Raw genomic sequence first — 19866 nt, forward strand, 5'->3', positions numbered from 1 at the left:
TCGTGACGAAGGACAGCGGCCGGTCGGCGCTGGACGTCGCTGCGCTCGGGGTCATGGCCCTCACGGTCGGGTCCCTGCCCGTGGGCAACGTCAGCGTCGGCCCACTTCAGCTGATTCAGGTGATGACAGCATTGGCGGTCCTCACGACGTTGACCGTCTCCGTGATCCAACTCCGGCTGCCGCTGCTCCCGTGGCCAGTTGGGCTCCCTCTGGGCGCCATGGGAGTCTCCGCGGCGCTGGCGACGTCGGGCACGCCCGTCCCGGACGTCAGCCTCCGCATCAACGCCGCCTTCGCGGTCGGCGCGCTTCTCGTTGCGGCCATGTGGATCGTCGTCGACCGGGCATCGCACCTGATGCTGCTCGCACGAGTGCTCGTCGTCGCAGGCGCCGTGGTCGGTGTCATGTCAGCGACGAGTGTTGATGAGCTGACCACTGCTGCCGGCGGCGCCATCGTGCGGGGTCGCGCAGTGGGGGTCTTCGCGCAACCCAACGAGCTGGGGGTCTTCACCGCGATGCTGCTGCCCGTGGCGATTGCCCTGGCCCTCGCCCGGTCCGGCCGTCAACGCCTGGTCGCCAGCCTGGGTGCCGCCTCCCTTGCCTCCGCCCTGGTCCTGACCCTGTCCCGCGGCGCATGGTTCGGCGCCGCCGTGGGCGTTCTCGTCCTGCTGATGCAGCTGCCCGACCGCCGGCGCACCGCGGGAACGCTGGCGGCAGGGCTCGCCGCGATGGGTGCCGCTGCGTGGCTGGTGGCGCCCCCGGCCCTCGCCACCGTCGTGGACCAGCGGATCTCCTCGATCTCTTCCGGACCGTCGGAGAACCCCTACGACGAGCGCAGTGAGATCTACGCGGAGGCCTCGCGCCAGTTCACGGACGCACCGCTCACCGGGCACGGCCCCGGGGCGTTCACCAAGACCGCGCACCGCCTCACTCAGGACGGCTACGACCTCGACATCGTCCATGCCCACTCCCTCCCGCTCGTCGTCATCACCGAGTACGGCCTGATCGGCGCGCTCTGCGGGATCGCGCTGGCCTTGGGTCTGGTCCATCTGTTGTACCGGGCCTGGTGGCAGCGACGGGACCACGTCACCGGAGTCGAGCGTGAGGTGGCGATCGTGGCAGCGGGCCTCTTTGCGGGGCTGGTGGCGGTCCTCGCCCACGGCATGGTGGACTACCCTTTGCGCAATCCCGTCGCGGGGACGACGGCGTGGTTGCTTCTCGCACTTGCCGTCGCGAGCGTTCGGTGTGCCCGCCGCACGTCCGCGACACCTGCCCGGGAGGACGACGCATGACGAGCACCACCCGACCGCTGCGCTGTGCCATCGTGACGGCCTACGGGGGGCTGGGCGGATCGGAGCGGTGGCTGCTCTCGGTCCTCACCACCACCCGACGGCTCGACGCACGCGTCGTCATGCTTCAGGACGGCCCGCTGCGCTCACGCCTCATCGACCTCGGGATCGACGTGACGGTGCTGCCAACCGGGCCATCCGGTGGGGACATCGCACGGTCGATCAGGGCACTGACGGCCTACCTCAGAGAGCCCGACCCAGAGGTGGTCTTGGCGAATGGTGTCAAGGCTGCGGCAGCAGCAGTCCCCGCCGCTCGCATCACGGGCGTCCCGGTCGTCTGGGCCAAGCACGACTTCTCCTTCGACTCCGCACTCGGGCCCTTGTTGGCGCGGCTGAGCGATGCCGTCCTCGCCACCTCGGAGGCAGTAGGACAGGCGGCGCCGGCCAGCAAGGTCGTCCTGGTCCCGCCCCCGCGCCCGCCCTTGGACGTGCTCGACCGAACTGCGGCCCGGGAGCGCTGGCGGAAGCGCGGGACGCCACTTCCCCACGGTCCGGTGCTGGCCATGGTGGGGCGCATCGTGGGCTACAAGGGCATCGACACCGCAGTCCGGTCCTTGCCGGAGGCGCCGGGTTGGCATCTCGTCGTGGTTGGCACCCCAGCCGATTCAGAGCCGGAAGAGACCCATCGGCTGGCTCGCCTTGCCGCCTCGCTGGGCGTATCCGATCGAGTGATGTTCGTCGGCGAGATGGAGGACGTCGCTGGCGCCCTGCGTGCGGTCGACGCTGTCGCGGTGCTCACCCGACGTGCCGGCCACGTCGGGCGGGAGGGATACTCGATGGTCGGTCTGGAAGCCTTGGCAGCGCGCGTGCCGCTCATTGGCGCACAGGGCAACCCCGAGGTGGTTCGCATGGCCACCGCGGGTGGGGTCGTCGTCCCCGTGGACGATCCGCGCGCCGTCGCGGCCGCCCTCTGCGACCTGCGGCCCGGGGAGCCGGCATCATCGGCGGGACACCGCCTGATCCAAGAGCATCCGGATGCGGCCCAGGTCGCGGGGCAGGTGGCGGAGCTACTTGCGCACGTCGCCCTCAGGCCGGGCGCAGGCCTCTCGGGTCCGCCGATGACCGTGCTCACCTGCTTCCGGAACGAGGCGGGCCACATCGACGGTGTCGTCTCGGCGGTCATGCGTCAGCTGCGCGTCGACGACGAGTATCTGCTCGTCGACGACCAGTCGGAAGACGGCACGGCCGCAGAACTTCGGGCATGGGCGACTCGAGACCACCGGATCAAGGTCCTTCGCGGTCCCGGCATCAACCTGTCAGCCGCACGGAATCACGGATTCGAGCACGCCAGCAGCTCCTACGTCGCGTGCACGGACGCAGGTGTGCTCCCGCACGAGGACTGGTTGGACACTTTGCGCGCGGCATTCGCGGAGCCGGGCGACGTGGACCTGGTGGTCGGCAGCTTCGACGTCGACGACGGATCACCGAGCAAGGCCGCCTCACGCCTGGCGCTCTTTCCCGATCCGGAGCACACACGACGACGCACTCCGCTGCGTCGCGTGCGCGCACGGCTGCGAGGCGGCCAATTCCGGGCGGACCGACTTGACGGCCGCTCGATGGCCTGCAGCCTCGAGGCCTGGCGACGTGCCGGAGGGTTCGACGAGACGTTGTCGAGCTCCGAGGACGCGATCTTCGGCTATGCCGTTCGCGACTCCGGCGGTAGGTCCGTGCTCTCCCTCGCCGCGCGAGTGACGTGGGAACAGCCCGACTCCCTGCTCGAGATGATGACGACCTTTCGCAAGTACGGCTACTGGGGTGGCCGCGCCGGCTCGACCCCGCTGATCGCCAAGGACATGTCGCGGGTCGCCGCCATGATGCTCGCCCTCGGTCTTGCCACGGCGGGTGGCACGCCTGGACGCCGTGTTGCAGCACTGGGCGCCACCGGATACCTGGGTTTGCCCGTGACGATGGCGATCGCCGCTGGCGCGTCGCCAGGAGTCATCGCCCGTATGCCTTTCCTGCTGCTGCTCAAGGACTCAGCCAAGGCGGCCGGATGCACTCACGGACTCGTTGACCGCGCTCGAGCCCACGTCCGCGGTATGACAAGGTGACCCCGGCCGTCGGTTCGGTAGGCGACGCCAGCCGGAGAACGGCTCGGGGCGCCGCGGTCCGCGGCGTCGCCGAGGTCGGCGGCAAGGTGGCAACACTGGCATGGACAGTGGTCGCGGCACGGATGCTCACTGCCACCGACTTCGGTGTCGTCTCCTTCGGGCTGGCCACGATGCTCTTGGTGAGCACTCTCCCCGCATGGGGTTTCGACGCGGGAGTGATCCGTCGTGGCGCCGCCGAACCGGAGCACCTCGACACCATCTACTCGGCCACGCAGTGGTGGAAGACAGCCTTGGCCGTCCCCGTGATGATCGTCACCGCCGTGGTGATGGTCCTCGGTCACGACGATGTCGTCGCCCGCCTGACGGTGCTCCTCATCCTCGTGGCGCTGCTGCCAGAGGTGTGGAGCAAGACCGTGCGCTCGGCCTCCTCTGCGCGGCAGCGCGCGCGCGACGTGTCCTCGGCCCTGCTCGCGCAACGCGTGGTCACCGCGCTGCTCATCGTGGCGGTACTCGCCGCAGGCGGGGGTAGCGCGGCCGTTGCCGGCGCCTTCCTCTGCGGAACGCTCATCGGGTGGGCAGCACACGTGGTCGCGCTGCGCAGGGTCGGTCTGGTCCGAACCCCCGGGCTCCCCACGCGAGATGATCTGGCACGGGCGGCAAGGGGCACGTGGCTCATCGGCCTCAACGGTCTGCTGCTGATGCTCCTGATGCGTGTGGACATGATCTTCCTCGGTGGGATGCAGGGCGCGGCGGCCGTCGCCGTGTACGCCATTGCCTACCGACTCCTCGAGACCGTCCTCTTCGTCACCTACGCAGTGAACCAAGCCGTATTCCCGGTGCTCAGCGCAACCAGGGACCTCGACCGATGGCGTCGGGGGTATGAGCGCTCACTCTCGGTGGCAGCATTCGTCTACCTCCCTTTCGTGGCGGTCTGCGTGACCGACGGCCCTGCGGTGATCGGACTGCTCTTCGGCGAGCGCTACCGCACCGAGAGTGGGCTGATCCTGCTGTGGTTGGCTCCGTCGGCGCTCTTCTTCGCCGCTGCCTTCTTCGCCTCCACGCTGCTCATGGCCATGGAGCGTCCGCTTCCCATGCTCCTGGCCACGGCAGTGGCGGCCGCCGTCAATCTTGCGCTCAATGCCGCGCTCATTCCCCAGTGGTCAGGGGTGGGGGCCGCCGTCGCCACGACGGTCGCGTTCGGCGTGCAGGCCGTGGGCGTGCACTTCGCCATCCGCAGCACCGGGGTCGCACCGCGCCTCCTGGGTCCCGTCCTCCCCGCTCTGGTGGCGAGTCTGGCGCTCGCCCTCGGGCTGTGGCTCGCCCCCTGGCCGCTGCTCGTCGAACTCGTGGTCGGGGCGGCCTTCTACATCGCCCTGTGGCTGATCGTCGTCAAACGGGTCGACCCCGTGCAGCGCGACGTCCTCATCGGCCTCGTGAAGAGGACCTAGTACCAAGGCTCAGGAGGGCCGAGGGCTGAACCGAGCGTGGGCGATCTCGTCCGCCCATCGCGCTGCTTCCAGCCAACGCCTGCGCACCGCATCCTTGCGCTCGCGGCTGACCACCAAGGGTTCCGCGGTGAGCTGATCGGCATAGTGCCGTAGTGACAGCCACCGCAGTTGGGTGGCGATGGAGTACAGGTCCGACGTCCGTGCCCTGCCCAGGATGCACTCGATCGCGTAGCCGGCATCCTCATCGCGTGCGAGGGTCGTGGCGAACCGAATCTCGTCCGAGAACCGGGGGCCGACCCCGGCGTGCTCCCAGTCGATGATGGTTGCCGAATGCTGATCCACCAGGAGCACGTTGCTGTCGTACAGATCGCCGTGCACTGCGGTGTCGACGGGAAGATCGTGCGCAGCGCCGCGCTCCCGCATGAACTGGGCCGGTGAGATCCCCGCCCGCCACAACTGCCCGGCCCGCAGCACTCTCCCGCGCGCTGGTGCCCGCCACCCCGACGTCGATTCCGAGGAGACCATGGGAGTGGCAGCGGCAACCCGACGAGCGATCTCCAGCCCTGCCTCCACGAAGCCGCGTCCCTGCTGCGGAAGGCTGGTGACGTCCTCGCTCACGAGCCATGCGCCGGCGGGGTCGTGGCTGAGGATGCTCGGCACCCGAATGCCGTGTCGATCGGCCCACGCTCGACCCTGCACCTCGAGTCGGTTGCGTCGGCGCCCCTCGTCGTCAACGCCGACGCGCACTCGGACGCGACCCGGGTGATCCAGGACGACTTCAACCGTCTGCGCGTCACGCTCCACGGGACGCCCTCCCCCGGGGCCGGACCGGGCACCCTTGGCCGCCATCACGGGTGCGGTGGCAGATCGATGGGCGCGAACTCGCTCTCGTCGCGGCGACGGGACGCGAGCGCGACTGCCAGGCGACCTCGACGTGTCAACGGCACGGCGACGGAGTGGACGTCGCGAGAGACGTTGGCGAAGCGGTACTTGTAGGCATCGTTGCCGCGGAGGAACCGGAACTCACTCAGGCCCTCCTCACACACCGACCGAAGGGTGTCCGTGGTGAGCACGAATCCCACCGAGGAGCCATCCAGGTCAGGGTTGCGTCCGGCTTGGTAGAGCGACTCGGAGCTGCCGTAGCGCAGGTTCATCTGGACGGCCTGGGGGGTGCCATCCACCTCCAGAACGCGCAACCTGAGCCAGTCCCGGGCAATGGCGACGTGGCAGAAATCGTCAGTGAAGGCGCGCACCGAGCCTCGCGCGAACTCGGCCGACTCACCCCACCGCTGGACATGCAGCTGCCAGAACGTCTCGAGATCCTCGTCAAGGCGGTCCGGCGTGCTCACCCGGGTCTGAACATCGTGGTCGCGCCGCAGGCCGTTCTCCCTCCGGCGCATCTGCGAGCGCATGTTCTTCGACTTGCTGGCCTCGTACGCCCCCCACCCACCATCGGGAAAGCGCACCGCCGGCGACGCCACCGTGCGGACGACGGTCCCCCCCAGCGGAAACCACCAGTCCGCTGTCACTGGTTGGTCCTGCAGCAGAAGCACGTCCGCGCGTAGCTCTCCCGTGGAACGGGCCCGCTCGAGCAGGGCCAGTGCACGGGGACGGTCCTCGGGACGCGACACCGGCCCCAGCTGATCGGCCCGACCGGTGCCGACCAGCCGAAGCCTGCGCAGAACCGAACCCGAGCGGACCAGAGGCACGATCACCTCTGGTTCCGTGGGCTGGTCGGTGAGAATCAACGACTCGCACCCTTGGCCGAAGTGACGCCACCAGCAGTCGGCCCATTCCGGGGTGGAGAAGATGTTGTCCGTTTCCTGCGCCAATCGAGCCCAAGAGTCACGGACAGGCTCAGGTACATCGGGCATGGCGTGAGTCTATTCCGTCAGCGAAGGGTGAGGGCCTGCCCTTCGCCATCGACGTCGACCACGACGGCCGAGCCGTCACGCACGTCACCGGACAGCAGCGAGGTGGCCAGACGGTCCCCGATCTCCTTCTGCACCAGACGGCGAAGGGGGCGGGCCCCGTAGGCCGGGTCGTACCCCTTCTCAGCCAGCCAGGCACGAGCGGCGTCGGTGACCTCCAGCTCGATGCGGCGGTCGGCCAGCCGCGTCGACAGCTCACGCACCTGCAGCTCGACGATGTGGCTCAGCTCGTCCCGGCTGAGCGCGTCGAAGACGACGACCTCGTCCAGCCGGTTGAGGAACTCCGGCTTGAACGCCTGGCGCACCATGCCCATCACGGACTCCCGCTGCGCCTGGACGTCGAGCGTCGGGTCGGTGAGGAACTGGCTGCCGAGGTTGCTCGTCATCACGAGGATGACGTTGCGGAAGTCGACCGTGCGGCCCTGACCGTCGGTCAGGCGCCCGTCGTCGAGCACCTGCAGCAGGATGTCGAAGGTCTCGGGGTGCGCCTTCTCCACCTCGTCGAGGAGGACCACCGAGTAGGGCCGACGACGCACCGCCTCGGTCAGCTGCCCCCCTTCCTCGTAACCGACGTAGCCGGGCGGGGACCCGATGAGCCGCGCGACCGCGTGCTTCTCGGCGTACTCCGACATGTCGATGCGCACCATCGCCCGCTCGTCGTCGAAGAGGAAGTCCGCGAGCGACTTCGCCAGCTCGGTCTTGCCGACACCGGTCGGGCCGAGGAAGAGGAAGGAGCCGGTCGGACGGTCCGGGTCGGCGACGCCGGCCCTCGAGCGGCGCACCGCGTCACTGACCGCACGCACCGCCTCGGTCTGGCCGATCAGCCGCGAGCCGATGATCGACTCCATGCTCAGCAGCTTCTCCGTCTCCCCCTGCAGCAGACGGCCGGCGGGGATACCGGTCCAGGCGGCGATGACCTCGGCGATGTCGTCGCTGCCGACACGCTCCTTGACCATCGGCGATTCATCGCTGCCGGCGGCCTGCGACTCCTGGGCCTGGGCCTGGGCGAGCTCCTTCTCCGCGGACGGGATCTCGCCGTAGAGCAGCCTCGAGGCACCCTCGAAGTCACCCTCGCGCTGCAGCCGGTCGGCCTGCGTGCGCAGGTCGTCCAGTCGCGACTTGAGCTCTCCCACGGCGTTGAGGCCGGTCTTCTCGGCCTCCCAGCGCGCGGTGAGCGCGGCGAGCTCCTCGGACCTGTCGGCGAGGTCCTGCTGCAGCCGCGCGAGGCGCTCCATCGAGGCCTCGTCGGTCTCGTTCTCCAGATGCAGCTCCTCCATCTTCAGCCGGTCGACGGAGCGACGCAGCTCGTCGATCTCGACGGGTGAGGAGTCGATCTCCATACGCAGCCGGGAGGCTGCCTCGTCGACGAGGTCGATCGCCTTGTCCGGCAACTTGCGACCGGTGATGTAGCGGTCGGACAAGGTGGCTGCCGCGACGAGCGCGGTGTCCTCGATCTCGACCTTGTGGTGGGCCTCGTAGCGCTCCTTGAGCCCACGCAGGATGGCGATGGAGTCCTCGACGCTCGGCTCACCGACGAAGACCTGCTGGAAGCGGCGCTCCAGCGCAGGGTCCTTCTCGATGTGCTCGCGGAACTCGTCGAGCGTCGTCGCGCCGACGAGACGCAGCTCACCGCGGGCGAGCATCGGCTTGAGCATGTTGCCGGCGTCCATCGCACCGTCGCCACCCGCGCCGGCACCGACGACCGTGTGCAGCTCGTCGATGAAGGTGATGACCTCGCCCTCGCTCGACTTGATCTCCTCGAGCACGGCCTTGAGGCGCTCCTCGAACTCCCCGCGGTACTTCGCGCCGGCGACCATCGCGCTCAGGTCGAGGCTGATCAGGCGCTTGTCGCGCAACGACTCGGGGACGTCGCCGTCGACGATGCGCGAGGCGAGCCCTTCCACGACGGCGGTCTTGCCGACGCCGGGGTCACCGATGAGCACGGGGTTGTTCTTCGTCCGACGGGAGAGCACCTGGACGACCCTGCGGATCTCGGCGTCCCGGCCGATGACCGGGTCGAGCTTGCCGTCCCGGGCCATCCCGGTCAGGTCCGTGCCGTACTCCTGCAGGGCCTCGCCACCGTCAGCGGGCGTCTCGGAGGTGACCTTCCGGCCCGCGCGCAGCTCCTCGATCTTCGCCTCCATGTCCTTCGCACCGCGCTTCTCGACCGCGGCGAGGTGGCCGCCCTCGGCCAGCGCGAGCAGCAGCACGTCGAGGGCGAGGTGGGTGTCCCCCTTCGCCCGCATCAGCGTGTCGGCCTGCTGCAGGACGGCACCGAGCTCACGCCCGAGCGTTGGCGGCTGGGCGGCACCGCTGGTGGTGGGCAGCGAGCGCAGTGCGGCGTCGGCCTGGCCGAGCACGTGCGAGGCACCGGTCCCGGCGGCCTGCAGCAGCGTGTCGCACTGCGGGGTGTCGAGCTGCACGAGCGCGCTCACCAGGTGGGCAGGAGTGACCTGCGCGTGCCCCTGCGTCTGGGCGGCGCGCTGGGCCAGGGCAAGCGCCTCGGCAACCTTCGTCGTCGGCTGGAACTCCATGGTTCTCCTTCTGGGCTGATGGTTCGTCTGCCTGGATCAACCGACCCAAAGTTGAGTCTATTCCGCTCAACCCTCACCCGCGGGCCAGGTGCGCCACTTTACTCTGACCTGACGTAGTACTACTGTATGTAGTGGGCGGCGACAGCCCTCCACCACCGCCGAACCGGAAGGGATCGCCATGAAGTCCCACACCCCCACCCCGGCCCGGGAAGGCACCGCCGACCGCGCCGTGCGCAGAGGCACCCCACTCTTCAACGACGACATCATTCGCTCCGGCCCGGCCCGCAAGCTCTTGGCCGGAATGCGAATCCTCATCGGCTGGACCTTCATGTGGCCCTTCATCGACAAGGTCTTCGGCCTGGGCTACGCCACGGAGTCGACGGACGCGTGGATCTCGGGCGGGACCCCCGCCCAGGACTACATGCTCAACGCCACCGCGGACAGCCCGCTGGCCGGCATGTTCACGTGGATCGCCGAGACCTTCGGGGCCTTCGCGGATGTGCTGTTCATGGCCGGTCTCTTCGGCATCGGCCTGGCCATGCTCACCGGCGCCGGCCTGAAGATCGCGGCCTGGAGCGGCACTCTCCTGATGGCCTTCATGTACCTGGCGGCACTGCCCATCGGCCAGGCGAACATGGGCTTCACCAACCCGATCACCGACTCCCACTGGATCGAGGCGCTCGTCCTCCTCGTGGCCGCCTACACCCTCTCCGGCGACACCTGGGGCCTCGGCCGCTGGTGGGGCCGCACGGTCGGCAACAGCTGGCTGCGCTGACCCTACGGCCACCCTGCCCGCCCCCGCTCCCGAGCGGGGGCGGGCAGCCGCCTTGCTGCAGCGCCATCCCGACCACCCGCCCGGCGGGCCCTCTGCGGCCGGGGTCGACGTCCTCGACCGCCACGGGCCCCCGGTGGCGCGGCCACCACGGAGGTGACCTAGGCTCGTTGCGAATCACTTGCAAAAAGACGGGTGTGCATGACCACCACGGACCAGACCACGACGACTCAGGCGCCGCCTGAGGCCGCAACCGAGGACGACCTCGGGCTCGGCGCCCGACGCCACCGCGCGACGCTGTGGACCCTCGGGCTGCTCGTGCTGCTGCTCGCCTCGGTCACCGCCTCCGTCGGCGCCGGAGCAGTCGCCATCCCACCCTCGGACACGGCACGGATCATCGCCCACCACCTCATCGGCGTCGGCGAGCAGACGTGGAGCGTGCCCCGCGACGCCATCGTCTGGGACGTGCGGATGCCGCGCGCCCTGCTCGCGATCGGTGTCGGCGCAGGCCTGTCCGTGTGCGGCGCGGCCCTGCAGGCGATGGTGCGCAACGTCCTGGCCGACCCGTACCTGCTCGGCGTCAACTCCGGGGCCTCCAGCGGCGCCGCTGCCGCGATCCTCTTCGGTGCCGGCGCGGGGGCCGGGGCACACGCCCTGCCACTGAGCGCCTTCGTCGGGGCGCTGGCCGCCTCGATGCTCGTCCTGCTCGTCGCCCGCTCCGGTGGCCGGGTGACCTCCCTGCGTCTGCTGCTCGCGGGCGTCGCCGTCGGTTACGCCCTCTACGCCGTCACCAGCTTCCTGATCTTCGCCTCCGACTCCGCCGAAGGCTCACGCTCGGTGCTCTTCTGGCTGCTGGGCTCACTCTCCCTCGCCTCCTGGGGCGCCCCGCTGGTGATCGTCGCCGTCGTCGCCACCCTGACGGTCCTCGTCCTCGTCGGTCTCGGGCGGCGCCTGGATGCCCTGGCCATCGGCGACGAGACCGCGCAGACCTTGGGCGTCGACCCCGACACCTTCCGCGTGCGCCTGCTCCTGCTCGTCGCGCTGTGCGTCGGCGTCGTCGTGTCCGCCTCCGGCAGCATCGGCTTCGTCGGCCTGGTCATCCCCCATCTGGCCCGACGCGTCGTCGGCTCCGCCCACCGCCACATGGTGCCGGTCGCCGCGCTCATGGGCGCGATCTTCCTGCTGTGGGCCGACATCGTCGCGCGCACCGTGCTGGCCCCCCAGGAGATCCCGCTGGGCATCCTCACCTCGCTCGTCGGTGCCCCCTTCCTCCTCGTGCTCATCCGACGCATGCACGTCTCGTCCACCTGACCAGCCACCACCCCCAGGAGTTCCTCCCGTGCCCTCCCCGCACCACCGCACCCGCGCCACTGCCCTCGTCGCCGCGACCACGCTGCTCGCGGCCGCCTGCGGTGGCGCGTCCGGCAGCACCGACGCCGAGACCCGCGCCGACGACGGTCACTACCCCGTGAGCGTGGAGAACTGCGGCCACGAGGTGACGTTCGAGTCCGAGCCGACCGATGTCGTCATGCTCAAGTCCGCGATCGTCCCCTTCCTCACCTCCGTCGGCGTGCTCGACCACGTGAGCGCGAAGGCGGGCGTCTACCCGCAGGGGTACTTCACCGACGAGACCGCGCAGCAGATCGCCGAGATCGACACGCTCACCGACCGCGTCGACGCCTCCGGGCACCTGCTGATCTCCAAGGAGGCCGTCGTCGAGCGGGACCCGGACCTCGTGCTCGGACAGACCGACAACCTCTCCCACGCCTCGCTCGCCGAGGTGGGTGTCCCCTCCCTCGAGGCGTCGGGCCTGTGCACGAGCAACCTGCCCGAGCCCGGCTTCCAGCAGATCTACGACGAGGTCGAGATGTACGGCCGGGTCTTCCACCGCGAGGCCGAGGCCGCCGAGTCCGTCGCGGACCTCCGGCAGCGTGTCGAGGAGGTCACCTCCACCGTGACGAAGGGGGAGCGCACCGGAGCGGTGCTCTACCCCACCGTCGGCGGTGGCACCACGTACGCCTACGGCAACAAGTCGATGACCGACCCGATGCTCGAGGCAGCCGGGATCGAGAACGTCTTCGCCGATCAGGACGAGCGGGTCTTCGAGGTCACCCTCGAGACGCTGCTGGAGAAGGACCCGGACGTGCTGGTGCTGCTGCACTCCGAGGGTGACCCGCAGGAGGTCGAGCAGGCCGTGACCGAGCTGCCCGGGGCCGAGAGCCTGACCGCGGTCCGTGAGGACGCCGTGCACACCGAGCTGTTCAACTTCGCCGAGCCGGCGAGCCCGTTGGTGGTGGACGGACTGGAGCGACTCATCGACGAGCTGGGCGACGGCTCGTGATCAGCGCGACCGGGCTGCGCTTCGCCTACGGCACCACCGAGATCATCCGGGACATCTCGCTCGCGGCCCGTCCCGGGCGCGTGCTCGGCCTCATCGGCCCCAACGGCAGCGGCAAGACGACCCTCCTACGACTCCTGCACGGAGGGCTCACGCCCGCTGCCGGGGAGGTCCTCATCGACGACACCCGCCTCGACGGGATCGACCGGCGGACGATCTCGAGGCGGATCGCCGTCGTCGTCCAGGAGGCCGGGGGCGAGATGACGATGACTGCCGCGGAGATGGTCCTCCTCGGGCGCACGGCCCGACTCTCCGGCTTCCAACGGACCGGCGAGGGGGACATCGCTGCGGCCCGCGCCGCGCTGCAGCGGGTCGGCGCCCTCGACCTCGCCAAGCGCGACTTCGCCGGCCTGTCCGGCGGGGAGAAGCAACGCGTGCTCATCGCACGTTCGCTGGCCCAGGATGCCGACCACCTGCTCCTCGACGAGCCGACGAACCACCTCGACATCCGCTACCAGCACGAGGTGCTCGGCCTGCTGCGCGGCCTGGCCACGACCACGGTCGTCGTGCTGCACGACCTCAACCTCGCCGCACGCTACTGCGACGACGTCGTGCTGCTCTGCCGGGGAGAGGTCGCCGGCGCCGGCACCGTCGACGCCGTCCTCGAGCCGGACCTGCTGACCCGGGTCTACGGCATCGGCGTGCGCCGTGTCGACGACGCCGACGGGCTGCACCTGTTCTTCACCCCCCTTCGTCAGGAGGTCGCATGAACACCGACACGAGCGCCACCGTCCGCTCCGCCGGCGCCGGGCTGCAGGCCCGGATCGACGACTACTGGGACCGCCGCGCCCGGGTCTACGACGAGGCCCAGCACCGCGATGGACGCGACGCCGTCGACCGCGACCTGTGGGGCCGTGTCTGGTCCAGCGCACTGCCACCGGCGCCCGCACGCGTGCTGGACCTCGGCACCGGCAGCGGCCACGCCGCCTTCGTCCTCGCCGACCTCGGGTACGACGTCACCGGAGTCGACTCCTCGGCCGGGATGCTCGACATCGCGCGAGCCCGGGCGGAGGCGGCGAAGGGGGCGCCCCCCACCTTCGTCCTCGGTGATGCGATCGACCCACCGGTCGACGGGGGCTTCGACGTCGTCGTCAGCCGCTACCTCATGTGGACCCTGCGGGAGCCGTTGGTGGCACTGCAGCGGTGGCGTGGTCTGCTACGCCCCGGTGGGGTCCTCGCCGTCGTCGACAGCACCTGGTTCGACGCCGGCCTGGAGGGGTCGCCCTCGGAGTTCGTCGACTCCTACGCGGCGGTGATGGACGATCTGCCCCTGGCGACCGCCCACTCCATCGAGGCCACGACCGAGCTCGTCACCGCCGCCGGATTCTCCGATGCCACCAGCCGGCCGCTGACCGGCGTCCTCGACGTCGACCGGCGTCTCGGAGTAGCGCCGGGGCACCGGCCGAGACTGCAGCACCTGGTCCGCGGGACGGCCTGACGCCGGGTCTGCTCAGCAGGTGGTGGCGATGTCGCTGGGGGTGTCCTGGGTGGTCTCGCTGGTCGACGGGGTCGGGGTCGTCGATGGTGATGTGGTCGGGGTGGAGGTCGAGGGTTGGGGTGTCGACTCGGGCGGGGTGATCGCGTCGGTGACCATCTGGTGGATCTTCGGGTAGTCGGGGTTGACGACGTCGATGACGTCGTTGGTCAGCGGCAGCGACTTGATCGAGCCGCCGTGCTGGATCCGCAGCACCAGCTCGGCCCACTCATCGAGGTCCTGCTCGGGGACGTCCACCCGCACGTTGTCCTCCAGCGTCGAGGCCAGCGCCGGGTAGCGCACGAGCATCGACGTCGGGTTGACCTGGTTGAGCAGCGCTCCGACCATGCACCGCTGTCGACGCATCCGGGAGAAGTCCCCATCACGCGAAGCCGCCCGCGAACGCGAGTACCACAACGCGTGGAAGCCATCGAGCTGCTGCACACCGGGCTCGATCCACCCCGTGGTCCCCACCACGTTGCCGTACGCATCCAGCTTGCACCCGATGCAGACCCGCTCCTGCACATCGACCTCGACGCCGCCCATCGCGTCCACCAGCTGGGTGAAACCCTCGAGGTTGACCACCGTCGTGTAGTCCACGTCCAGACCCAGGATCTGCGAGACCGCGTCCTTGGTCACCGTCAGGCCCGGGTTCGGGTCATCAGGGAAGAGATCGGCGTGGTCCTTGCCCAGCGTCCAGACGAACTCCATCAGGCACTGGTCACCGCAGTCGTACCCCTGCGGGTAGAGCTGCGAGAGGGGATTGTCCTGCGAGAAGGGAATGTCCTGCAGGTTGCGCGGGATCCCGAACAAGACCGTCTCACCGGACTGCGGATCGATACTCGCAACCATGATCGCATCCGGCCGGGTCCCGATCCGGCCCTTGCCGGCGTCCGACCCCAACAACAACATGTTGACCCGATCGGTACCGGCCCACGGGTCCTGACCACCACCGGGCCCCACCGCACCATCGGGACGCAACGTGTCGAAGACACTACCGATCAACGAGTGCTGGATCACCGCGTAACGCACCGCCTGCGCCGCGGGCGCCAGGACCAGCACGGCAGCCAACGCAGCAAAGACCACCATCGCGACCTTCGGACGACCATGCGCGCCCTCGGGCATGTTGTCCCTGGCCGTCAGCAGGATCGCCCCGATCCACACCACCGCCACGACCACCAGGACCGAGATGACCACACTCAACGCGCTACGACTGACCACGACACGAATCAGACCCATCAACCCCCTGGCCACCAGGTAACCAACCAGGACGACGAACGCGACCACGAACACGGCAACCAGCCCCTGCCCCACCCGGCGCCGGGTGGGGATCAACCCCAGACCCGGAACGATCGTGCTGGCCGCAGTCAGCGCGTAGTACCGACGGACCTGACGCGCCGCACGCCGAGCATGCGCCCCACGCACCCCGGGCCCACGATGACCCCGGGCAGTCTCGTCCTGAGAAGCCACAGGTGCCACCCTTCGCGCTCGCTCCCGTGGACGTCCTCAACGCGCCCCTGGGCAGATATCACCCGACATCGTGGCACAACGCGACCCCCGCACGTAACGTCCCACCCCCGACCCACCCATCACACCGGATCCGGGTCATACCACCCATCACACTCCTCGACCAACCCAGCAAACCGCTCGCGCACCCCACCACCGGGAGCACCGTCCCGCGGGTCCGGGGGCGCGACGACGTGGACCGCCCACTCGTGGTCCTCGCCGTCGTCCTCCCCGGCCAGTGCCTCGCGAACGACCCGCACCTCGAGGAACCCCTCGTCGATCAGGTCGTCTGCGATCCGCTCGGCGTCGTCCCGGTCGGGGAAGACCATCAGGTGCTCGGTCATGCCCCGACTTTCGCACGGACGCCGCCGTCGATGCCACGTCGCGGGTGGCGGGCGCGAGGCCGGACCCGGCTTTACACCACCGGCGAGACGTGGTCTGGTCGAGGCATGGCACAGGAAAAGAAGATCACCGTCCAGCGCACCATCGACGCGCCCACCGAGGACGTCTTCGAGGTGCTGACCAACCCCGAGCGCCACCCCGACCTGGACGGGTCCGGGTTCGTCCGCTCGGTCGATCATGCAGACCGGATCCAGGCCGTCGGCGAGGTGTTCACGATGAACATGTCCGGCGACCACATGGGTGGGGACTACCAGACCGACAACCACGTGACCGCGTACAGCGAGAACAAGATGGTCGGTTGGAAGACGGCACCCGCCGGCACCGAGCCGCCCGGGTGGGAGTGGCTGTGGGAGCTCGCACCCGAGGGGCCGGGCCACACCCTCGTCACCCACACCTACGACTGGAGCGCCGTCACCGACGAGGCGCTGCTGGAGAAGGTCGACTTCCCACTCGTCTCCGAGGAGGACCTCGAGGAGACCCTCAAGCACCTCGCCGCCGCGGTGAGCCGCTGACGTGACCGATCTCGACGTCGCCGCGCTGCGCGCGGGTTTCCCCTCGCTGTCCTCCGGCATCGCCCACTTCGACGGTCCCGGAGGAACCCAGACACCAGCAGTGGTGGGCGAGGCCGTTGCCCGTACGTTGACCGGGCCGCTGTCCAACCGGGGCAGCGGCCTGGTCAGCGGGACCAACGCCGAGGAGGCGATCACCGGTTTCCGCAGCGCGCTGGCGGACCTGCTCGGGGCGCAGCCGCAGGGCATCGTCTACGGCCGCAGCGCCACCCAGATCACCTACGACATCGCGCGGACCCTGGCGAAGGGGTGGGGACCGGGTGATGACGTCGTCGTCAGCGAGCTCGACCACGACTCGAACGTGCGCCCGTGGATCCAGGCGGCCCGGGCGGTGGGCGCGACAGTGCGGTGGCTGCCGCTGGACCCGGTCACCGGCGACCTCGACCTGAGCGGCATCCACGGGGTGATCACCGGGCGCACCCGTCTCGTGGCGGTCACTGCGGCGTCGAACCTCTTGGGTACGCAGCCGCAGGTCGCGCAGATCGCCGAGGCAGCGCACGCGGTCGACGCCCTCGTCTACGTCGATGGCGTCCATCACACCGCGCACGCGAGCGTGGACGTGGCCGCACTGGGGGCCGACTTCTACGTCTGCTCCCCCTACAAGTTCTTCGGGCCGCACTGCGCCGCGCTCGCCGCGGACCCCGAGCTGCTGGCGGGCCTCGACCCCGACAAGTTGCTCCCGTCCACGGATGAGGTGCCGGAGCGCTTCGAGCTGGGGACGCTTCCCTACGAGCTGATGGCCGGCGCGACGGCGGCGGTCGACGTCATCGCCGGCATCGCCCCGCAGGGCGGCAGCCGGCGCGAGCAGCTGGCCCGAGCCCACGAGCTCGTGCACGAGCACGAGACGCGGCTGCGCCGACGGGTCGAGGAGGGCCTGGCCGGGCTGGGCGACCGCGTCACCCTGCACTCCGTGGCCGAGCACCGCACTCCCACGCTGTTCTTCACCTTCGTCGACCGGGACGCCGCCCGGGCCAGCGCCTTCCTCGGCGAGCGTGACGTCCTCGCCCCCGCCGGTACGTTCTACGCGTACGAGACCTTCCGCGCACTGGACCTGCCGGTGGACCTCGGGATGAGGGTGGGGCTGGCGCCCTACACCGACGACTCCGACGTCGATCGACTCCTGACGGGCCTGACCGACGTCCTCGCCCGAGGTGACTGAGGTCCGGGCACATGCCCTGGGCAGTTGCGACGTTCGAGCCCCACGAACCCGCAAGAGCCTATGCAGGTGCGACGGGGTCGCGGCCGGTGAGGCCGATGAGACGCTCCTGACGGGAGGCGTCGGCGGGGAGGTCCACCGCCGGCGCACACACCCCTTCGCCCCGGATCGCCTCACCGAAACCGGCGATGGCCTCCTCGATCTGGTCGAGCTCGCGGTCGCTGAAGACCACGTCGATGCCCGCGGTCCGGCCGATGTCCCAGCGGTGGACCAGCAGGTCGAAGCCGTAGAACCGGTCGAAGGCACCGCCGACGGTCGTGCTGCCGAAGGGAGTGTCGTAGGGCCGCTCGGCGAGGGTGTCGTCGGCGAGCTGGCGGGCCACCGCCTCGGCATGCGTGCGCCACGCGGTGGCTGCGCCCAGGGCCTCCGTCGTCGGGGTCGGGTCGGGCATGTCGGCCCCGGCCTTGAGCAGGAAGTCACGCTGGGTGTCGATGAGGTGCTGGACCACGTCGAATCCCGTCCAGCCCTCGCAGGGACTCGGGCCGGCGAGCTCCAACGGGTCGGCGGAGTCGACGAGCCGCATCAACGGTGTGTTCTTGCGGTCGAAGACGGAGGCTGCATCAGAAGGAAGGGGCATGACCCCAGCCTGCCATCCCCGACCGGCGCGACCCAGTGCTGCGGGGCAGGACGTACTCGAGCCTGCGGCGGTTCGTAGGAGCGATGACGAAGGGGGTGGGTCAGTCGCGCCTGCGCGGCTGCCAGACGACGAGCGCCTGACCGGCGTTGCGGGGACGCGGGCGCTGCCCGTGGCGCAGGGCAACGATGTCGCCCTGTGAGCCCACGGCAAAGAATCGCCGTCCGTGGCCGAGCTCCTCGCGGGCTGCGTCGAGCTCCGCCCCGAGCTCGAGCACCCGGTCGCGCAGGGCGGCGACCTGGTGCTCGAGCTCGAAGATGCGCTGGATCCCCTCGAGGGAGACGCCCTCGTCCTGGGAGAGTCGCTGCACCTCGCGCAGTCGGGTGACGTCGGCGGCGCTGTACCGCCGGCCCCCACCACGGGTGCGCGAGGGGATGACCAAGCCGATCCGGTCGTACTGCCGCAGCGTCTGCGCGTGCATGCCGGCGAGCTCGGCGGCGACGGAGATGACGAAGACCGGGGTCTCGTCGTCCCCGCTCAGTCCGGAGATCCGGGCCATCGAGCTCACTCCCTTCGTCCGTCAGTCTCCCGCAGGCTCAGGCCTGCGCCGCGGAGGCCAGGCCGGCCCGCGGGTCGTCCGTGGCCGAGTCGCGCAGCACCTCGACGGCCTCGCGCTCGGCGTCACTGAGATCCCTCGGCACGACGACCTGCACCTTCGCGAGGAGGTCACCCGTCGCCTTGGCCGTCTTCACTCCGCGGCCCTTGAGCCGCAGCACGCGGCCGCTCGGCGTGCCGGGTGCCACCTTGACCCTCACGCTCGAGCCGTCGAGGGTCGGCACGGCCACGGTCGCTCCGAGCGTCGCCTCGGCGAAGGTCACCGGCAGGTCGATCGTCAGGTTGTTGCCGTCGCGACCGAAGACCGCGTGCGAGTCCACCGAGACGGTGAGGATCAGGTCGCCGCGTCCGGCCTGCGGGTCGCCGTGGGCGCCCTTGCCGCGCACGCGGATCTTCTGCCCGTCCTTGACCCCGGCCGGGATCTTGGCGGTGACCTTCTCTCCGTTCACGTCGAGGGAGATCGTGCGCCCCTCGACCGCGTCGCGGAAGGACAGCTGCGTGCGGGCGGTGAGGTCGGCCCCCTTCTGCGGGCCACGAGGCGCGCGGAAACCGGCGCCCTGTCCGCCGAAGCCGGCCGCGCCGCCACCGCCGAACATCGAGAGGATGTCCTCCAGGTCCGGCTCACCGGCCCCACCCCCGGCGAAGGGGGAGCCGCCCCCCGTGCTGTAGCGCATCCGGGAGCCGCCCCCTCCCCCGCCGAAGGCGGAGAAGATGTCCTCGAAGCCCCCGTTGCCGCCGGGGCCACCCGCGGTGAAACGGGCACCCCCTCCGGTCATGGAGCGGATCGCGTCGTACTCGCGCCGCTCCTCGGGGTCGGAGAGCACGGCGTGCGCCTCGCCGATGTCCTTGAACTTCTGCTCGGCCGCGGCGTTCCCCTCGTTGCGGTCGGGGTGGTACTGCTTGGCGAGCTTGCGGTAGGCCTTCTTGATCTCACTGGTCTCGGCGTCCTTGCTGACCCCGAGGACGGCGTAGAAGTCCTTGTCCAACCAGTCCTGATTTGCCATGTTCTCCTCCTTTCGGGCGTCCGGTG

Annotated in this window: 18 protein-coding genes; 10 read left to right on the forward strand and 8 right to left on the reverse strand. The window is 70.0% G+C overall.

Annotation, left to right across the window (positions count from 1 at the left end):
- Window positions 1–2 precede the first annotated feature (2 nt).
- From V1351_RS14330 to V1351_RS14340, 3 genes are read left to right on the forward strand one after another with little or no spacing between them, the layout of a single operon-like run.
- Complete coding sequence (locus V1351_RS14330) at window positions 3–1289, forward strand: O-antigen ligase family protein (RefSeq protein ID WP_338748868.1); 1287 nt, start codon at window positions 3–5, stop codon at window positions 1287–1289.
- A complete protein-coding gene (locus V1351_RS14335; RefSeq protein WP_338748869.1) occupies window positions 1286–3397 on the forward strand; it encodes a glycosyltransferase in 2112 nt (703 codons plus the stop codon). Before V1351_RS14330 ends, V1351_RS14335 begins: the two co-directional genes overlap by 4 nt.
- The gene (locus V1351_RS14340) at window positions 3394–4845 is read left to right on the forward strand and encodes an oligosaccharide flippase family protein (protein WP_338748870.1); all 1452 of its coding nucleotides are present in this window, start codon (window positions 3394–3396) and stop codon (window positions 4843–4845) included. Before V1351_RS14335 ends, V1351_RS14340 begins: the two co-directional genes overlap by 4 nt.
- Window positions 4846–4854: 9 nt before the next feature.
- Here the strand turns inward: V1351_RS14340 and V1351_RS14345 are convergent, their stop codons facing one another.
- From V1351_RS14345 to clpB, 3 genes are all read right to left on the reverse strand, one after another.
- The gene (locus V1351_RS14345) at window positions 4855–5694 is read right to left on the reverse strand and encodes a phosphotransferase (RefSeq protein WP_338748871.1); all 840 of its coding nucleotides are present in this window, start codon (window positions 5692–5694) and stop codon (window positions 4855–4857) included.
- Window positions 5694–6476, reverse strand: coding sequence for a GNAT family N-acetyltransferase (locus tag V1351_RS14350; protein WP_338748872.1), 783 nt, complete (start codon window positions 6474–6476; stop codon window positions 5694–5696). Before V1351_RS14350 ends, V1351_RS14345 begins: the two co-directional genes overlap by 1 nt.
- Window positions 6477–6736: 260 nt before the next feature.
- The gene (gene clpB / locus V1351_RS14355; RefSeq protein ID WP_338748873.1) at window positions 6737–9310 is read right to left on the reverse strand and encodes an ATP-dependent chaperone ClpB; all 2574 of its coding nucleotides are present in this window, start codon (window positions 9308–9310) and stop codon (window positions 6737–6739) included.
- A 178-nt stretch (window positions 9311–9488) separates the two neighbouring features.
- On the opposite strand from clpB, the gene V1351_RS14360 reads away from it, so the two are divergent.
- The 5 genes from V1351_RS14360 (at window position 9489) to V1351_RS14380 (ending at window position 13918) form a co-directional block, all read left to right on the forward strand.
- The gene (locus V1351_RS14360) at window positions 9489–10085 is read left to right on the forward strand and encodes a DoxX family protein (RefSeq protein ID WP_338748874.1); all 597 of its coding nucleotides are present in this window, start codon (window positions 9489–9491) and stop codon (window positions 10083–10085) included.
- A 198-nt stretch (window positions 10086–10283) separates the two neighbouring features.
- Window positions 10284–11393 carry a FecCD family ABC transporter permease gene (locus V1351_RS14365; RefSeq protein ID WP_338748875.1) on the forward strand — a complete coding sequence of 370 codons (1110 nt, stop codon included), beginning with the start codon at window positions 10284–10286 and terminating at the stop codon, window positions 11391–11393.
- Window positions 11394–11421: 28 nt separating this feature from the next.
- Window positions 11422–12423, forward strand: a complete 1002-nt coding sequence (locus V1351_RS14370; RefSeq protein ID WP_338748876.1) for an ABC transporter substrate-binding protein — start codon at window positions 11422–11424, stop codon at window positions 12421–12423.
- The gene (locus V1351_RS14375) at window positions 12420–13190 is read left to right on the forward strand and encodes an ABC transporter ATP-binding protein (RefSeq protein ID WP_338748877.1); all 771 of its coding nucleotides are present in this window, start codon (window positions 12420–12422) and stop codon (window positions 13188–13190) included. The genes V1351_RS14370 and V1351_RS14375 overlap by 4 nt, the downstream gene beginning before the upstream one ends.
- Complete coding sequence (locus V1351_RS14380; protein ID WP_338748878.1) at window positions 13187–13918, forward strand: class I SAM-dependent methyltransferase; 732 nt, start codon at window positions 13187–13189, stop codon at window positions 13916–13918. The genes V1351_RS14375 and V1351_RS14380 overlap by 4 nt, the downstream gene beginning before the upstream one ends.
- Window positions 13919–13930: 12 nt before the next feature.
- Here the strand turns inward: V1351_RS14380 and V1351_RS14385 are convergent, their stop codons facing one another.
- Together V1351_RS14385 and V1351_RS14390 are read right to left on the reverse strand one after the other, a co-directional pair.
- Window positions 13931–15424 carry an LCP family protein gene (locus tag V1351_RS14385; protein ID WP_338748879.1) on the reverse strand — a complete coding sequence of 498 codons (1494 nt, stop codon included), beginning with the start codon at window positions 15422–15424 and terminating at the stop codon, window positions 13931–13933.
- 119 nt (window positions 15425–15543) lie between these two features.
- Window positions 15544–15804, reverse strand: coding sequence for a hypothetical protein (locus V1351_RS14390; RefSeq protein WP_338748880.1), 261 nt, complete (start codon window positions 15802–15804; stop codon window positions 15544–15546).
- A 105-nt stretch (window positions 15805–15909) separates the two neighbouring features.
- On the opposite strand from V1351_RS14390, the gene V1351_RS14395 reads away from it, so the two are divergent.
- Entirely contained in the window at window positions 15910–16374 is a 465-nt protein-coding gene (locus tag V1351_RS14395; protein ID WP_338748881.1) for an SRPBCC family protein, read from the forward strand.
- A gap of 1 nt (window position 16375) precedes the next feature.
- Entirely contained in the window at window positions 16376–17590 is a 1215-nt protein-coding gene (locus V1351_RS14400; protein ID WP_338748882.1) for a cysteine desulfurase-like protein, read from the forward strand.
- Window positions 17591–17648: 58 nt separating this feature from the next.
- Here the strand turns inward: V1351_RS14400 and V1351_RS14405 are convergent, their stop codons facing one another.
- The 3 genes from V1351_RS14405 to V1351_RS14415 form a co-directional block, all read right to left on the reverse strand.
- Complete coding sequence (locus V1351_RS14405; protein ID WP_338748883.1) at window positions 17649–18224, reverse strand: maleylpyruvate isomerase family mycothiol-dependent enzyme; 576 nt, start codon at window positions 18222–18224, stop codon at window positions 17649–17651.
- Between the two features lie 100 nt (window positions 18225–18324).
- A complete protein-coding gene (locus V1351_RS14410) occupies window positions 18325–18780 on the reverse strand; it encodes a heat shock protein transcriptional repressor HspR (RefSeq protein ID WP_338748884.1) in 456 nt (151 codons plus the stop codon).
- Window positions 18781–18817: 37 nt separating this feature from the next.
- Window positions 18818–19840, reverse strand: coding sequence for a DnaJ C-terminal domain-containing protein (locus tag V1351_RS14415; protein WP_338748885.1), 1023 nt, complete (start codon window positions 19838–19840; stop codon window positions 18818–18820).
- Window positions 19841–19866: the final 26 nt, after the last annotated feature.

The sequence above is a fragment of the Janibacter sp. A1S7 genome, from assembly GCF_037198315.1.
In the GTDB taxonomy this organism is placed as follows: domain Bacteria; phylum Actinomycetota; class Actinomycetes; order Actinomycetales; family Dermatophilaceae; genus Janibacter; species Janibacter alittae.

Excerpts from the sequence above, each read along its gene's own strand:
- V1351_RS14335 (WP_338748869.1), top strand. The coding sequence starts at position 1,286 with ATGACGAGCACCACCCGACCGCTGCGCTGTGCCATCGTGACGGCCTAC.
- V1351_RS14345 (WP_338748871.1), bottom strand. The coding sequence starts at position 5,694 with ATGGCGGCCAAGGGTGCCCGGTCCGGCCCCGGGGGAGGGCGTCCCGTG.
- clpB (WP_338748873.1), bottom strand. The coding sequence starts at position 9,310 with ATGGAGTTCCAGCCGACGACGAAGGTTGCCGAGGCGCTTGCCCTGGCC.
- V1351_RS14360 (WP_338748874.1), top strand. The coding sequence starts at position 9,489 with ATGAAGTCCCACACCCCCACCCCGGCCCGGGAAGGCACCGCCGACCGC.
- V1351_RS14365 (WP_338748875.1), top strand. The coding sequence starts at position 10,284 with ATGACCACCACGGACCAGACCACGACGACTCAGGCGCCGCCTGAGGCC.
- V1351_RS14380 (WP_338748878.1), top strand. The coding sequence starts at position 13,187 with ATGAACACCGACACGAGCGCCACCGTCCGCTCCGCCGGCGCCGGGCTG.
- V1351_RS14390 (WP_338748880.1), bottom strand. The coding sequence starts at position 15,804 with ATGACCGAGCACCTGATGGTCTTCCCCGACCGGGACGACGCCGAGCGG.
- V1351_RS14395 (WP_338748881.1), top strand. The coding sequence starts at position 15,910 with ATGGCACAGGAAAAGAAGATCACCGTCCAGCGCACCATCGACGCGCCC.
- V1351_RS14405 (WP_338748883.1), bottom strand. The coding sequence starts at position 18,224 with ATGCCCCTTCCTTCTGATGCAGCCTCCGTCTTCGACCGCAAGAACACA.
- V1351_RS14410 (WP_338748884.1), bottom strand. The coding sequence starts at position 18,780 with ATGGCCCGGATCTCCGGACTGAGCGGGGACGACGAGACCCCGGTCTTC.
- V1351_RS14415 (WP_338748885.1), bottom strand. The coding sequence starts at position 19,840 with ATGGCAAATCAGGACTGGTTGGACAAGGACTTCTACGCCGTCCTCGGG.